An 18,353-nucleotide genomic window follows, 5' to 3' on the forward strand; every position below is an offset into this window, starting at 1 on the left:
CGGCTTGCACCTCCACAGTTCTATAGGCTGTTCACAATGGCGGCAATGTCTTGCAGCGCATCCGTCGTTAATTCATCGTCGTCATAATCGCTTAGCGTCGCCTCGGACTCGGGCTTGCTCATGCAATGCCCAATGACGGAGAGCAAATGCTGCTTATAGGAATCGATAAATTGCCGCATCGTAGGTTCCCGGTAAGCCAATCCGTTGTAATGAATGCTGCATAGAAAGCGGCCGTCCTTAATCAACGCGGTCAGATCGAGCTGATGCGCGCGTTCCAATCGGCTGCTGATCGGCGACATCGGCGTCACAGCAGACATCGCAAACACGTCATTGGTCATCTCCCGATCCCATTGCCCCAGATAGTTGAAGCTGATCTCTGGCCGAATTTCTGGAACCCGCAGGCTCTCTTCGGCCCTATAAGCTAACACCCCGTACCCGACTCCCTTGTTCGGCAATCGTCGCAGACCATCCTTGACGGCTTTGATGTCATTCGATATCAGGTTCTCTACTCGTTCCTCTATTGACGTTATCTCCAGAAGAACGGGCACGAGCGAGGTAAACCAGCCGATCGTTCGCGATACGTTCACCCCTTGTCCTTGCAGCATATCTTCCCGGCCGTGGCCTTCCAGCGTGACCCATACGCGTTCCTTACCGCTCCATTTCCGCACCGTCATTGCAAGCGCGCTGAGCAGCAGCTCATTGATTTCCGTCCGGTACGCCTTATTGGCTTCCCGTAACAACTGCGCGGTTGTTCTTTCCGAAAGCTCGATATGGACCGAACGGGCATCTCCAGTCGCATTGCTTGTCACGGCAAGGTCACGAGGCAGCGGCGATGCCAGTAGCCCTACTTGCCGCTCCCAGTATGAACGTTCTTGCTGGAGCCCATAGCTGTTCGCATAGGCTCCCAGCTTCTCCGCATAATCCCGGAACGAAGTCGTTTTCATCGGAAAACGCAGCTCCGTCGGCTTGCTCACAAACGGAAGGCTCGCGAACGCCGGGTCGCGGTTCTCCCGCTCCTGCCAATTCCGATACCCCCAAGCAAAGTCTTCGAGTAAAATGCGCCATGACACCCCGTCCATCACCAGATGATGGATAACGATCAGCAAATGGTCTCCTTCCTGTGCCCTGAACAGGCCGAGCTTGATAAGCGGCCCTTGCTCCAAATCGATGCCGCTCTGCAGGCGAAGCTCGGATTTCCGAATAGCTGACTGCGGATCGGCCTCCTGTGTCACATTGACGATTTCGAGCGATAATCGCATGTCTTCGCTGCCAAGATGATATGCCGTACGATGGCCATTATGCAGCGGAAATACGAGACGCAGAGCATCATGATGCATGGTCAGCGCTTGGAATACACCCTGTACCGCCTCGGGGACAAAACGTTCCTGACGAAACAGCATAACCGATTGATTAAAGTGATGTTCATCGTTCACACGCTGCTCCAGAAACCAACGTTGGACCGGCGAGAGCTCTGTAACGCCCACCACCTCGCTTTGGTCCGCCTCCGGTGCGTGGTGCTCCAATAATCCAGACAGCATGGACACCGTCGGATGCCGGAACACGTCCTTCAACGCCAGGGTAAAACCATGCGGGAACAACTGGGACGCGACTTGCAGCGCTTTAATCGAATCACCGCCCAGCTCGAAGAAATTGTCTTCGATCCCGATAGGTGCAGCACCGAGCACATCTTCCCAGATGGATACCAACAGCCGTTCCGTCTCGTTTCGCGGAGACGCTCCAGGTTCTCCGCTGCCGATATCCGGACGAGGTGCGGGAAGCGCTTTGCGGTCCAGCTTGCCGCTGCCCGTCAACGGCATGCGTTCGATACGCATGAACAGAGCCGGTACCATGTAATGAGGCAGTCGTTGAGCCAACGCTTGCCGCAAGTGCTGGACGTCTATCTCGGGAGCGACCACGTACGCGCACAGCTCCGGCATCCCGCCCGAACCGCTGCGAACGATGACAGCCGCTTCGTGCACGCCCGGTACACGCAGCAGACCGGTTTCAATCTCCCCCAGCTCGATACGGTAGCCGCGGATTTTGACCTGATGGTCCAGTCGGCCCATGTATTCAAGCCGTCCGCACGGCAGCCACCGGGCCAAATCGCCGGTCTTGTACAGCCGCTCGTTGTCCGCGAATGGATGCGGGACAAACCGTTCGGCGGTCGCTTCCGGCCGATTCAGGTAACCCCTCGCTAAGCCGGCGCCAGCGATGCAAAGCTCGCCGGGAACGCCGATCGGACTAACGTGGCCATACGCATCCAACACGTACAAAGAAATATTGTCGATCGGCCTTCCGATCGGTACAGTGCCGCTTACAGTAGCAGCATCTTCCGCTACGCATTCATGAAACGATACGTCCACGGTTGCTTCCGTCGGACCGTACAAGTTTACGAACGCGGTTCGAGGCGGCATTAGCTCGCGGAACAGCCGCACATGCGAAGACGCGAGAGCTTCGCCGCTGGCGAATACCCGGCGGACGCCGGTCAATTTCGCGGATAACGACGGCTGCATCCGCAGCGTGTCCAGAAATGCCTGCAGCATCGACGGGACGAAATGCAGGGTGGTGACGCCTGCCGCTTCGATTGCCGAGGCGATTGCGGACGGATCTTTCTCCTCGCCTGGCGCGAGCAGGCATACTTTGGCTCCCGCCAGCATCCACCAGAACAGCTCCCATACCGATACGTCGAAGCTGAACGTCGTTTTTTGCAAAATCACATCTTCGGCGGTTAACGGATATTGACGCTGCATCCACAGCAGCCGGTTGACGACCGAACGATGCTCGATCATGACGCCTTTGGGCATTCCCGTGGAACCGGACGTATAGATGACGTACGCAAGCGAAGAAGCTTGGACGTGGGCCGATTGTTGTAGCGCCCGGGCTCCTGTAACACGCCAGGACTGTGGATCGTTCAAATCCAGCGTGTATGCCGCTTCAACTTCTGCCGGTCCGCTGCGATCCGTCAACAGCACGGCTGCTCCGCTGTCTTCAAGCATGAAGCGGATACGTTCAAGTGGATACTCAGGATCGATGGGCAGGTAGCCTCCCCCGGCTTTCCATACCGCCAAGAGGCCGACCAGCATGCCGACAGATCGCTCGGTCATCACCGCTACAACCGAATCGGCGCGAACGCCTCGCTGTCGCAGCGCCACGGCGAGCCGCTCAGCTCGGTCGTTCAGCTCGGCGTAAGTGGTTTGCTCATCACCGGCTATAACCGCGATACGGTCGGGGTTTTGCGCAGCCTGTTGTTCGAATAAGCCATGTATCGTTGCATCCTGCGGATAGGCGACTTGCGTCTCGTTGAATGTATGCACGAGCAGTGCCCGTTCTTGCTCTGAAACGAGTTCGATGGAAACAAGTGGCGCATCCGGAAGCTCGGAGACGTACGAGGCCAAACGAACAAGCATGTCCACCCATCGCCGGATTGTCTCCACTTGGAACAGGTCGGTGCGGTACTCCAGTATGCAATGAATCCCATCCTCCGCTTCCGTCGCATTGAGCGTCAGATCAAACTTGGTGGCCGTATGGCGGTACGGATAAGGCGACAGGGAGATAGCTTCCGACTGCCAGTCGGCCTTCTCCATGTTGTGCAGAGCAAACATTACGTCGAATAGCGGGTTGCGGCTAACGTCCCTTCTTACCTGCAGAGCCTCGACCAATTCTTCGAACGGATAATCCTGATGATCCAGCGCGCCCAGCGTCACTTGCTTGACGTTCTTCACATGATCCGCGAAGCTCCCTTCAGGCGAAAGCTTGGTTCTTAGCGCGAGCGTATTGACGAACATCCCGACGGTCTGCTGCACATCGGCATGAGGTCTGCCTGCTGCCGGGGTACCGACGATGATATCCTCCTGGGCCGACAAACGGCCCAGCCACGCCGTATAGACGGCAAGCAGCACCATGAACAGGGTGGCGCCTTCTTGCTTCGCCAGTTTGCGAAGACGTGCGGAGGTAGCCGGATCAATCGTAAACGCCTCGCTGTCGCCTGCGAATGTCTGAACCGGCGGACGAGGATAATCGCTCGGCAGCTGCAGGACGCCAAGATCCCCGGCCAGCGCATCCTGCCAATAGGCCCGCTGCTTGCGCACAGTTTCGCTGGCCAAGTGGCTCTGCTGCCATACCGCATAGTCTTTATAGGTGATCGACGGCTGCTCCAGAACCTCCCCGTCGTACAAACGGGTCCAGTCTCGGATGAGCAGCATCGAAGAGACCCCGTCCGAAATGATATGGTGCATATCGATGAGCAGCACAAACCTTCTCTCCGCCACCCGCAATAACGCGGACCGCATAAGAGGAGCTTGCCCAATCTCGAACGGGCGGAAAAAGGTACCCATATAGGCTTCCACTTCTGGCTCCGTTACTTCGTCGTATTCAAAATCCGCAGGAATATTCGGATGAATCCGTTGCACCGGCAGCCCGTCCTCCAGATCAAACGAAGTCCGAAGCGCCTCGTGCCGCCGGACCAAAGCGTGGAACGCCCGCTTCGCCCGCTGCGGATCGACTTCACCTTCCACTTGCAGCGCTGACGGCATGTTATAGCTCAGCCCGGCTGCATCCAAGTGATCCAGTACGAACAATCTTTTCTGTGCCGAGGTCAGCGGATACGATGCTCGTTCCTGAGCCGGCTCGATTCGTTGGAATGCTTCCGAAGCTCCTCCGGCCGCAAAACTAAGGGATTCGACAGTCGGGTGCTGGAACAGCATACGCAGCGATACATTCAAATTCAACCGTTGATGGAGCAGGCTGATTAACGTCATCGCCGACAACGAATGACCGCCACGTTCAAAAAAGTTATCGCGGATGCCGATTTTCTCCTCGCCAAGTACCTGCTGCCAAAGCTCGGCCATCGCCGCTTCGGTTTCATTGCGCGGAGCATCATACGGACGCTCGTCTCCATCCGTCTGTTGAGCGGGAGACGGGAGACGGCTGCGGTCGACTTTACCGTTCCGGGACAGAGGCAGCCGATCCAGCCGGATGTAATGCGCCGGAACCATGACGGCAGGCAGCTCACCGGTCATATGCTCGCGCAGCCGGCTATTCGCGAGTTCGCTATCCGCGACGTAATACGCGACCAGCGATTTCCCCGCTTCCGTTTCCAGGACGATGACGGTCGCCTCCCGTACACCTTCCAGCTGAAGCAGACTTGTTTCGATTTCGGCAAGCTCAATGCGGTTCCCCCGGATTTTGACCTGCTGATCGATTCGTCCCAGGAACTCGATCGTACCGTCTGCGAGCCAGCGTGCCCTATCGCCGGTACGATACATGATCGTTCCCGGCATCGAGGGATGCGAAACGAAGGTGGCAGCCGTTAAGTCCGGCCGGTGTAAATAACCTTGCGACACTCCTCCGCCTGCGATGCACAGTTCGCCCGGCAGCCCGATTGGTTGAAGCTGACCGGATGTCCCTACAATCAAGACTGTCGCTCCCGTTACAGGTGTTCCGATTGGAATCGGAACAGACGGCGAGACCGCGTCTACGACTGGATAGTAAGTAGCTGCGACGGTCGTCTCCGTTGGTCCGTATATGTTGAACAGCGTTCCGGGACCGGAGAGCGCCAGCGCTTTGTTGACATGGACGGCCGATGCTATTTCGCCTCCGAAAACCACTCTTCGAATGCCAGGGAAGCAACCCGGAGCATGATCGACCAGCAGATTGAACAGCGACGTCGTGGCAAAGAACGTAGTAATCCGTTCCGATTGAATCAAATCGGGCAAGCGGCGCAAGTCTGCCATTTCTTCCTTGGACAGCAAGACGGTCTTCGCCCCGTTCAGCAACGCGCCAAACAAATCGATGACGAACGCATCGAATGCCGGGTTTGAGAATCCCAATAAGGCATCCTGTTCATCCAGACCCAAATATTCCGCATCGGGAACCATGCTAACTACATTGCGATGCGTAGTAACAATGCCTTTCGGTCGCCCCGTCGTTCCCGACGTATAGATGATGTATGCCGGGTCGTCAGGCTCTGTCTGGTCCGTTGTTTCCTCTGTGGCTTCGTCCATGGGTTCGTCGGTCTCGAGGTGCTTGGCATCCCGCCATGCTTCCGCTTCTACCGCTTCATTCTCTTCCACCTCGATGCAAATGATGCTGCTTGGCCATGCCAACTCCGGCTCAAGCTTCATTGCAAGAGCAGATACGGTCAAAAGCATGCCGGCACCACTGTCGGAAAGCATCCACGACCTGCGCTCAGCCGGATCGTCCGGAACTAGCGGCATATAGGCGGCCCCTGCTTTTAATATCGCCATAATGCCAACAGCCAGGTCGATGGACTTCGGCATTAGGATACCGACGACCGCGCCTTTTCCCACGCCTTTGCTGTTCAGGCGCCCAGCCAATCGGTTAGCACGGTCGTTAAGCTCCCGGTATGTGATCCGGTTATCCCTGTCAACGACGGCCGTATGATCCGGCACCCGGCTTACCTGAGCTTCAAATCGCCTGTGAATGGTAGGAACGGGTTCAAGCACCGCCGCAGTGAAATCTCGGTAACCAGTTTGCAAGCTATTCTCCTCATGGAGAATGAGGGGCGCGTCACCTATCGCCGTTCCGGGACTCGAAACCAGATGGCGAATAAACGCATCGAAGTAAGTCACCCACCGTTCGATCGTGTCTTTACGGAATAACGCCTCCGCGTATTCAAACACAAGTGCAATGCCCTCGTCCGTTTCTTCCGCAGACAATAGCAGATCGAATTTGGCTGTCCGGTGCGGAAGCGGGTATGTTTTTAAATTAAGAGAAGGTAACGATACGATAGAACGGTCTATATTTTGCAGGACGAACATCGTATCGAATACTGGATTGCGGCTGACATCGCGCGGGAGATCCAGCTTTTCCACCAGCTCGTCGAACGGATACTCCTGATGGTCGAGAGCCTCCAGCACGATCTGTTTGATTTCCATTACATAATCGGACAGCGGCTTATGGAACTGCGGGAAGGTTCGAATTGCAAGCGTGTTGACGAACATGCCCACCATACGCTCTACATCGCTATGTGATCGCCCTGCGACGGGAGTGCCGACTATCATATCCTCTTGCCCGGTCACCCTGGACAGGAAAGCGGTGTATAACGCCAGAAGCACCATATATAACGTAGCTCCGTTCGCGGCAGCAAGTCTTTGCAAGCGTTCGTGACAAGCCTGGTCAAGCGTGAAGGCGACGGTTTCCCCGGTAAAGCTTCGCACGGCAGGACGAGGTTGATCCGCCGGCAGGTCAAGCGATGGCAATTCGCCCGACAAGACCCCGAGCCAGTAGGCTTCTTGCTCGCGCAAAGCGTCCGAACGCAATCTCTCTTGTTGCCACGCGACGTAATCTTTATAGTGAATATGAAGCTTGGGCAGCTTCTCTCCGGCATAAAGACGGCCGAATTCTTCGATCAGCAGGTTCACGGACATGCCGTCTGCGATAATATGATGCAAATCCACGAGCAGTAAATGCGTCGAGTCGTTCATCCGCAGCAGGCCGACACGCAGCAGTGGAGCCTCGCTAAGCTCGAACGGGCGCACAAAGGCTGCCGCCGCTTGTTCGGCCTGATCCGCCGTCCATGTTCCAGTCAGCTCGTCGATGGTGAAATCGACTTTATCCGCAATGCGCTGACGCAGCTCTCCTCCCTCCATAACAAAGGAGGTACGCAGCGATTCATGCCGGTCGACCAACTCGCGCCATGCCTGTTCAAAGCGTTCGCGTTGGAGTACTCCGGTCATCAATACGGCCGATGGCATGTGGTAACTCTGCTCCGCGCCTTGAATTTGGCTCAAGACATACTGCCTTCGCTGCACGGACGACACGGGGTACGAATCTTGTTGCGGCAGCAGTTCAATAGGCGATTGCTTGATTTGATCCTTGGTCTCTATAGCCAAGGCCAAACCCTCGACCGTCGGGTGGGCAAATATGTCCTGCAGCCGGAGCGCCCTGCCGAGTTGAAGCTGCACCCGGGCCACAAGCAGCGATGCTTTTAGCGAATGCCCTCCCAGCTCGAAAAAATTGTCGTGAATGCCGATTCTGTCTATGGCGAGCAGGTCTTGCCAAATCGAAGCGATATCCTCCTCGAGCTTTGTCCTCGGCAGCGCTGAAGGCGGCAGCTGTGACTGTTCGAAGCGGTGGCGTGACAGCGCCTTGCGATCCGGTTTGCCGCTCACGGTCAGCGGCATGTCTTCGAGCCGTACGATGCGGGAAGGAATCATATAGCCCGGCAGCATCGTTTCCAGCAGGCTGCGCAGCTCCTGCACGTGTAGTTGTTCGGAGGTAAAGAAAGCGGACATTTCCCGTTCGTCGCCTGCTTCTTCTCTAATGACAACCACAGCCTGCCGAACGCCCGGAACCTCCATAAGGCGCGTCTCGATCTCCCCGGGCTCAATACGGTAGCCGCGAACTTTCACTTGGTCGTCCCGGCGGCCCCGGTATTCGAGCGTTCCGTCCGGCAGCCAGCGAACCAGGTCTCCGGTACGGTATAACCGTTCTTCTTTACCTGGCGCATAAAGCCGGGTGAACTGCCGCTGCGTCTCTTCGTGACGCTGCCAATATCCTCTGGCTAAGCCGATGCCTGCGATGCACAGCTCCCCTAGCACGCCGACGGGTACGGGGCGAAGGTTGCGGTCCAGGACGTACACCCGCGTATTGACGATTGGTCGGCCAATGGTGATTACCGGTTGACGTTCAAGGCGGCGAAGAACCGTTGTAGCTACGCTGTTCTCCGTCGGTCCATACTCGTTCACAAGCTCAACGCCTGAACCGAGAACGCGGGCGGAAGCGACCAGTTCATCGCTGACGGCTTCGCCGGCCAGTGTGACGACTCGAAGCGATGCCGTTTCATCAGGATCCATACCGATCAGCAGAGCACGGAACAGCGACGGCACACAAAGCAAGTGGGTAATCTGATAGGAGCCAACCGCTTTGCGAATAGCAAGCGGATCCTTGACCGTCTCGTCATCGAGCAGAACAGCGGTACTCCCGGCAAGCAGCGGAGTGAACAGGCTCGTCACGTAGCCGTCGAACACGTACGAGAACAGCTGCAGGCAGCGGTCATGCTCCCCGAGCGCATACTCCTGTCTTCGCCAATGCAGCGTATTCGCAATGGAGCGATGCTCGATCATGACCCCTTTGGGCGTTCCCGTCGTTCCGGATGTATAAATGATATAAGCCAAGTGATGCGGCTGCACATCCGTTACGACGTTGTGCGCCGTATACGGTTCGACAGCGTCCCAGCCGTGTTGCTTTTTCCATGCGGTCGCCCGGACTTTGCCTTGATCCTCGCTATGTTCTTCCCTACTATGTTCTTCCTCGCGGTCTTCTTTTTCATGCTCTGCTGCACATGGTTCGAGGCTTGAGCATACCGCTATAGTACTCTTGTCGATATGCGCCATGACATCGTATCGGAATCGTGTAAGCTCGTTCTCAATCGTATGCCGCTTGCGGGAGAAGTGCAGCTTGCTCACACTTCCGGTTGCGGCGGCCCAGTCTTCGAAGAACGCTTTGGAGAGAAACAGCTCCGCAGACAAATCTGTCTTAGCTTTAGCATCGGGATACTCTTGTTTATAGGCGATCAGCGACCTGTGCAGCACTTCTTTGCTGGCGAGATCCATGACGTCCCCAATGAACAGCAGGCCGCGATCAGACAGCAGATTAACCGCCTTTGCAAGTACCTGTCTCAAGTAATTATGACCGTGAAAGGCTTGAATAACGCTGTTTAAAATGATGATATCGAACGACTGTTCCTCCAGCGTGTCGATATGATGTGCAGGTATGCAGGCGAGCCGGATGTTAGCGTGACCTTCCTCGTGGATGCGAGCGCGGTTTTTCTCAATAATCACATCCGATAAATCCGTTCCGACATACAAGCCGACATGCGGCGCCATGCCAAACATCGTGATACCGGAAGCGCAGCCGATTTCAAGCACTCTGGTCGAGCTATGCAAATAAGGCCGCAGCTTCTCCAGCACGTTGCTTGCGTATTCGTCCATTTCCTCTCTGGTCAGCAGATCGCCCGTGTAGCTATTCGTCCATCCCCCGCCAGCGATGTCGTTCTCCGCCTCCCGGCCAATGAACTCCCACAGCTCACGGTTCATAAGTCCGTTGCGCTCCGATTCCGGTTCTTCCAGCACATGCCGGCTGTCGAGACAAACGAATGTGCCTAGCGCCGGACATTCCCATTGCAGAGCATTGGCGATGCGAATATGCCGCTTCTCCGTCAGCAAGACAGGAAACGCCGTATCGCGAGCAATGGTTTTCAGCCGTTCCAGTGGAGCGTTTGGGTCCAGCGGCACGAAAGCGCCGCCCGCCTTTAAGACGGCGAGAATCGCGGTCACGCGGTCCGGGGGATGCTCCAGCAGCAAGCCGACAGGCGAATCCGGCTTCAACCCATGCTCGTTCACTAAATAAGAGGCTAACTTGTTCGCTTTCTCGTTCAGCTCACGGTACGTGATTGACATATCCCGCCATTGAAGCGCCACACGGTCGGGCGTACGTTCTGCCTGCTCCTCGAACAGGCGATGCAGCCTATCCGATTCCGAGGCGGGCGCATCCGTATCGTTCCATGCGGTAAGGACAGCATGCGTCTCCTCCAGCGTCATCAGAGAAACGTCACCGATCACTCGGTCTGCATCGCGGGCGATCTCTTCAACCAGTTGCGTGAAGTGACCCATCATCCGCTCGACGGTCGAGCGCCGGAACAATGCGGTTGCGTATTCCAGGCTGAACGTAAGCCGATCGGGCTGTTCCCACGCGAAGAGCGTCAAATCGAACTTGGCCGTCCGGTTTCTGTATGTGCAAGGCGTGCAGCGGAGTCCGGAAAGACGAATTTCGGGCATATCCATGTTCTGCACGACGAAGGAGGCGTCGAACAGCGGATTGCGGCTGACGTCGCGTTCGATACCGCTGCGTTCAACAAGCATTTCAAACGGGTAATCCTGATGCTCGAAAGCTTGCAGTGACGTCGCCTTTACTTGGCGGATCAATGTCCGAAACGTTTGCTCCTCCTGTATCTTCACGCACATCAACAGCATATTGACGAACATGCCGATCATCGCCTGCAATTCGGCTTGATTCCGCCCCGCCACTCCGCTGCCGATCACCAGATCGTCCTGTTCTCCATATACGGCCAGCAGACGCGCGTATGCCGCCAGCAAAATCATATACAGCGTCGTGCCTTCCTCCTTGGCCAAACGGCGTAAACGATCCGTTGTTTCCGGGGAAACGGCGAACTCGTAATGATCCCCTTCGAACGTTTGAACCGGCGGGCGAGGGAAATCCGTAGGCAGCTGCAGCACGGGAATATCGTCCGACACGGCATCCAGCCAAAACGCTTCCTGCCGGGCGAGTGCGCCGCTTTCGATCATGCGGTTCTGCCAGACGGCAAAATCCTTATATTGAAGCAAAGGCTCGGGCAACGCTCGCCCTTCATACAACGCGGCGAACTCGTCGATCAGCACGCCGAGCGAGGAGCCGTCGGCCACGATATGGTGAATGTTCAAATAAAACAAGTAACTCGAAGGTGCCGTGCGGACAACCCCGGCCCGCAGCAAAGGAGCTTTCGCCAAATCGAACGGAAGATTGCACCGTTCGAGCAGGTTCCCCTCGCCCGCATCCGGTTCGTCGGTGAATACGAGGTCCGCCACAACATGATCGTGGATGCGCTGCACCGGCTCGCCGTTCACGAGATGAAAAGACGTTCGCAGCGATTCATGCCGCTGCGTCAACCGGTGGAATGCCTCTGCAAACCTCCGTTCATCCAAGTCGCCTTCGAGCCTCAGCAGGATCGGAATATTATAGCTCGTTCCCGTTTCGCCCCGCTGATCCAGCAGATACATCCGTTTCTGCGCCGAAGACACCGGGTATTCCGCTTGAGGCTCGGCACGTTCGATGACTGGACGCTGTGAACGCTCGGCCTGCATCACATAAGCAGACATGTCTGCGACAGTAGGGGTAGCAAAAATTTGCTGCAAGGGCATCTCAATGCCCCACCGCTGACGCATTTGGGCAGCAAGCTGCGTGGCCTTCAACGAGTGGCCGCCAAGCTCGAAGAAATCGTCCTCCATACCGATGGCCTCTACGTCCAGAAGCTCTTCCCATAAGGCGGCAAGCTGCGCCTCCCACTCGTTGCGGGGCGGCGTTGCTCCCTCTCCCCGTGAGGTTCCCCGTTCAGGCCGGGGCAGCTTAGCCCGATCCAGCTTGCCGTTTACCGTCAACGGCAGCCCATCCAGCATTACCACCTGAGACGGCAGCATAAAGGCTGGCAGCGTCAGGGACAAATTTTTGCGCACGCTCGAAGCCGTTACGGCTTCGGAGGCGACCAGGTAGGCGCATAGCTCCTGCTGCCCGCTCCCGCCATCCCAGGCAAGCACGGCGGCTTCCCGGATGCCCGGTATAGCCAGCAGGCGCGCTTCGATCTCGCCGAGCTCAATGCGATGGCCGCGGATCTTCACCTGGTAATCGGCCCGGCCTCCATACTCCAAAGTTCTGTCCGGCAGCATTCTCGCCAAATCGCCCGTCTTGTAGAGTCTCTCACCCGGCACAAATGGATTCGGTACGAAGCGTTCCGCCGTCAAGTCCGGGCGATTCAAGTAGCCGCGTGCCAATCCGGCTCCGCCAATGTGCAGCTCGCCGGTCACGCCGACAGGCTGCAGCCTGCGCTGCGCGTCCAAAACGTAAGCTTGAAGCGGGCCAAGCGTGCGTCCGATGGGGCTGGCTTCACGTTGGAAATCTTCGGCATTCAGTTCCTTGTACGTCACATGAACCGTCGTTTCCGTGATGCCGTACATATTGACCAGTTTGACTTGAGGATAAGCGTCATACCAGGCCCGAATCCGTGCAGGGGTTAGCGCTTCTCCGCCAAAGATGACCACCCGCACCGGGAGGTCCGCTGCCAGGCCTGCTTCCACGTTCAGCAGCTGATAGAACGCCGTTGGCGTCTGATTCAGCACGGTGACCTTTTCCCTGCGCAGCAGGCTGGCGAACGCTACCGGATCGCGGGTCGTTTCCTTATCGACGACGACCAATTTACCGCCATACAGGAGCGCCCCGAACAACTCCCATACGGAAAAGTCGAAGCTGCACGAATGAAATAACGTCCATGTATCGTTCTCATTGAAATCAAATGGGAAGCCTTCATGGAACAAGAGCTGCACCACGTTGCGATGCTCGATCATAACCCCTTTCGGCCGTCCTGTCGTTCCCGACGTGTACAGAACGTAGGCCAGATGGTGCGATTGTGTCCCCTGCAAATACCCAGAGGAATTCTCCGGGAGCTGTTCCTCTTCGCTCTCCCCTGCACGGCCGACGGTTATTACGCTGCCCGTTGTAAGCGGAATCCGGCCTGCATTTGCGCCGTCTGTTACAACAAGGGTTGCTCCGCTATCCTCCAGCATGTACCGGATACGGTCCTCCGGGTATTCGGGATCGATAGGCATATAGGCGCCGCCCGCTTGCAGAATAGCAAGTATGCCGATCACCATATCGACGGAGCGCTCCATCATCAGCCCTACAATCGTATCCGGCCCTACGCCTCGAGCGCGGAGCTCGAATGCCGTCCGCTTGGCGCGCTTGCTCAACTCGCCGTACGTCAAGCTGTCGTCGCCACATACGACAGCTATGCAATCCGGCCGCTTGGTCGCCTGCTCCTCGAACAGCTCGTGCAAAGTAATGTTGGCAGGATATGCCGCGGCGCTCCTATCGCGAAGCAGTTCATCTAGCATGCGCTCTTGCTCCGCTGCGTCGAGAAGTGTCGCATCATGCAGCTTCGTTTGCTGATGGGCTGCGAGCTGACGAAGCAGCTTTGTGAATTGCCCGCTCCACCGTTCCACCGTTTCTCTGCGAAACAGTGCAGCTGCGTACTCGAAGGTAAATTCGATCCCGCGCTCGGTTTGCGCCGCAAAGAGCGTCAGATCGAATTTGGCCGCATGATGCTCGAGCGGGTATGGACCCACGGTCAAATCCCGGGTATACCGCAGCAAACGCTCTTCCGCCGATTGAAGCACCAGCATCGTATCCAGTAACGGATGGCGGCTGAGATCCCCCCGGACGTTCAACTTTTCAACCAATTGGTCGAAGGGATATGACTGATGCTCGAACCCCTGCAAGACCATCGCTTTGACTTCTCTCACAAACTCGGTAAACCGTTTGTCCCCCTGCGGCTGCAGCCGAAGCGCCAACGTATTGACGAACATGCCGACGATCCGCTGCGTGTCTGGGTGCGTTCGATTGGCTACGGGCGATCCGATAATGAAGTCGTCCTGTCCCGTACTTTTGGCCAAAAATACGGAATAGGCGGCGAGCAGCACCATATAAAGTGTCGCCCCGGTATCCGCACAAATCCGGTTCAAGCCTTCGGAGATTTGGGGCTCCAGTGCGAACGTTACACGATCGCCCTTTCCCTGATACGCGAGACTGCGCGAAAAATCGGCCGGAAGAGACAGCAGCGGAAGATCGCCGGAGAGCGTTTGCAGCCAATACGCTTCATGATGCTTCATCTCTTCGGAAGCAAGCGTCTCCCGCTGCCAAACCGCGTAATCTTTGTATGTCAGTCCGGCAGCAGGCAAGGCAGCGCCCTCATACAAGGCGGTGAATTCTTCAATAAGTACTCGAATCGTTACCCCGTCCGCATGAATATGATGCATGTCGAAAAGCAGCACATGACGCCTCTCCTCCAGACACATCAATCCGATACGCCACAGCGTATGGGCGGCAAGGTCAAACGGGCGGATAAAATTCGCCGCCACACGTTCCGCTTCTTCCGCGTTCACGTTCCACACGGTCTTGTCCAATTGCACGAACCGATGAATCCGCTGCGCGGGCTCCCCATCCTGCAGCTCGAACGTGGTGCGCAGCGTTTCATGCCGCTCTCCAAGAAGCTGCCACGAGAGCCAGAACCGCTCCTCATCGAGTGGGCCTTCCAGCAGGAAAGCCGCCGGCATGTTATAGGCCGTAGAATTCGGCTGCATCTGCTGTAGGATGTACTGTCTCCGCTGGGACGAGGACACGGGGTACGTTTCCGACATCCGCGCCGGAGCCTGCGGAATCGGTTCATATGCCTGATCGCTCCCACGCTCTATAAACCGGGCCAACTCGCCAAGGGTTGAATATTGGAACACGTCCTTGACGCTGACGGATGTTCCGAGACGTTTGTGCAGACGGGCTGCGACCGCCATCGCTTTCAACGAGTGGCCTCCCAGTTGGAAGAAATCGTCGTCGACGCTTACCTTTTCAAGCTCCAGTACCTCGCTCCAAACTGCAGCGATCTGCTGCTCCAGCGGCGTTCGAGGCGCTGCCCGAAGGTGTGATTGCTCGGCTGCATCGTTTACCGGTTTCGGAAGTGCTCTTCTGTCAATTTTACCGTTTGCCGTAAGAGGCAAAGCCTCTACAAGGATGAACGCCGACGGCAGCATGTATGACGGCAGGTAACGGAGCAGCCATGCCTTCAACTCCGACGGCTGCAAGCCTTCCCCAACCACATATGCCGCGATACGGTCTTCGGCTTGGTCGCCCCGAATGGCGATAACGGCGGCCTGGCTCACGCCTGGATGATCGAGCAGCGTTCCTTCGATTTCTCCTAATTCGATGCGGTAGCCGCGAATTTTAACCTGATCGTCATTACGTCCGAGAAACTCGATGTTGCCGTCCGGAAGCCATCTCGCCAGATCGCCTGTCCGATAACAAATTTGCCCGGACCCGCAAGGATCGGGAAGGAATTTGGCAGCGGTTAGCTCATCTCTTACGACATATCCTCTGCCGACGCTATCTCCCGAAATATATAGCTCTCCTGGAACGCCGATCGGCTGCAACAAACCGGTTTCTGACAACACGTATACGTCTGTATTTGCTATCGGCTGGCCGATCGTGGGAACGCCCGCTTCTGCTTCGTCCGGTCCGATGGAAAGCGAGGTAACGACATGGGTTTCCGATGGACCGTAATGATTGTGAAGCCATATGCCGTTGCGCCGCAGGAAGCTTGCCAGGCCTTCAGGAACGACAAGCTGTTCACCGGCTGTCACGAGATGCCGCACGCAGGCAGGGAATCGCTCGGATATCCCTTCTTCCAGAAATAGGAACTTGGTCAGTGCCGTAGGAAACAGCACAACCTCGATTCGCCAGCGTTCGATGAAAGCCAATAGCCGTTCGGAGTCTCTCTTCTCTTCCTCTCCGATCAGAAACAGGCAGCCGCCTGCCGTAAGCGTCGAAAAGATTTCCTGATAACACATATCGAAGCTGGCCGTCGCATACTGAAGGACATTGCCGTCGAAGGGAATCGCCGTATATTTTGCTTGATGGTGCAGCAAGTTTGCCAAGTTGCGGTGCTCCAGCATGACGCCTTTCGGTCGACCTGTTGTGCCTGACGTATAGATGATGTAAAGCAGGTCGCCAGCATAGCTTTCGTTCCGGACGCCATGCTCGCTTCCTGTTTCGCTCGGATTCCGATCGTCATGCCCGCTTCTCGTTTCGCACGAATTCCGATCATCATGCTTGCTTCCGGCTTCAAGCGAATTCCTGACGTCGTGCTGGCGTCTTGATTCGTCCATTTCCCCGGCGTCATCGGCGCTGTCCGCTTCTCTCCAGTTCTGGTTAACTTGTATGTCTTTAGACTCGTAGGGGTCTTGAACCTGGTGCAAATCAAACAGCTCTACATCGGAAAATTCCGACTGTAGACGCTCCACAGACGCCGTTTCCGTTACAAGCAGTCTCATGCCGCTGTCCTTGATCATGTATTGAATGCGTTCGGTGGGATAAAGTGGATCAACTGGAACGAAGCAGCCTCCTGCCTTGATGATGCCAAGTACACCGGCCACCATGTCAATCGACCGCTCGGCCATTAAACCGACGATGCTTCCGAATGTTACACCTCGGGTCCGCAGCTTGTGGGCCAGTCCGTTTGCCCGCTCGTTCAGCTCCCGATAGGTAACTTGACTGTCATCAACAACAAGCGCCGTCCGCTCCGGCGTCCTGGACGCCTGTTCCTCGAACAACCTGTGAAGCGTCTTATCCGGCTTGTAGTCCCCTCGCGTTCCGCCAAACGTCGTAAGCAAACGGTTCCGCTCAGCTTCTGTCACGATATCGATATGGTCCGTTTGGATATCAGGCCTGTCCAATACGACCTCAATTACGCGGCTCAGGTGTTCCGCCATCGTTCGAATCCCGTCACCGTCGTATACGTTCGCATTAAAGTCGAAAGTGATGAGCATCTCTTGTCCCGGAATGATCAACACATTCAAATCGTAATGCGTCTGTTCCAAGCGGGTAACATTGCAAATTTGCAACCCGCTGCGGCTCTCCCATTGGTTCGGTATGGGATAATTTTCGAACACGAAGATGTGGTCGATCAGTCCCTGCTTGACCTCCGTCCGTGCCTGAATTTCGTACAAGGGATAGTAGCTGTGCGGCTCCGCCTCCAGCGCCGCTTCTTGCACCGCCTTGGCCAGCGCCGTGAACCCGCCCTCCGACTTGCCCACGCGCACCGGCAGTGTATTAATGAATAACCCCACCATCATCTCTATGCCTTCGATGGAAGCCGGACGTCCTGACACGACTGCGCCAAACACGGCCTCGTCCCGCCCGCTGTACCGCTGCAGCAGCACACCCCACATCGTTTGCAGCAGCGTCGATACCGTTATCCGTGAAGATTTCGCTAACCTATGCAGCCGTTTCGTCGTCGCTTCGTCCACCTTCAGCGCCACCTGCTCCAGTCTGTAACCGGCCGCTTTGGAACTGCCATGCCGCCATGGCAGTGGTGAAGAGCCTTTGCAACCTTCTAGCTTCCGGTCCCAATAGGCCGCCGCTTCCTTGCGGTCCTTGCTTGTCAGCCAGCCGATATAGTCACCATAAGGGCGAACCTGAGGCAGCGCTGGCTTAATACCCTCTGCCACCAGCGATCCATATAGTTCCAAGAACTCGTCAATCACAATGCCGATGCACCAGCCATCCATCAGAATATGATGATGGCTCCACACGCAGGAATACCGCGCATCCCCCAATCGGAATACGGCTACGCGCAGCAGCATGTCCTTGCTCAGGTCGAAGCCCTTGGCCCGATCCTCGTCGCGAAACGAGTCCAGTCGGGCAAGCTGTCCTTCTTCGGACAGCTCCCTCACATCTTCGAACCGCAATTCGGCTGCTCGTTGCTTTAACACGACCTGCCGGGGCTTAGCGATATCCTGGTACAGGAAAACCGTACGGAAAATGTCGTACCGTTCGATCATCGCCTGCAAGCTTTGACGAAAACGATTCTCATCAAGGTTTCCTTCCAATGTGCACACGGTTTGCTCAAAATAAGCCCGGCCGCCGAGGTCATACAAGGTCTCGAACAGAATTCCCTCTTGCATATAGGATAGCGGGTAAATGTCTTGAATATCTGCTGTTTTCGCCACAGTTCTTTC

1 protein-coding gene is annotated in these 18,353 nt (G+C 56.5%); it reads right to left on the minus strand.

The genetic code is table 11. From position 1 onward, the window contains the following. Positions 1-20: 20 nt before the first annotated feature. Positions 21-18,344, minus strand: a complete 18,324-nt coding sequence (locus tag EDM21_RS01165; RefSeq protein WP_157332095.1) for a non-ribosomal peptide synthase/polyketide synthase — start codon at positions 18,342-18,344, stop codon at positions 21-23. Positions 18,345-18,353: the final 9 nt, after the last annotated feature.

Origin of the sequence: Paenibacillus lutrae, from assembly GCF_009757775.1 — a bacterium.
Lineage (GTDB): Bacteria > Bacillota > Bacilli > Paenibacillales > NBRC-103111 > Paenibacillus_F > Paenibacillus_F lutrae.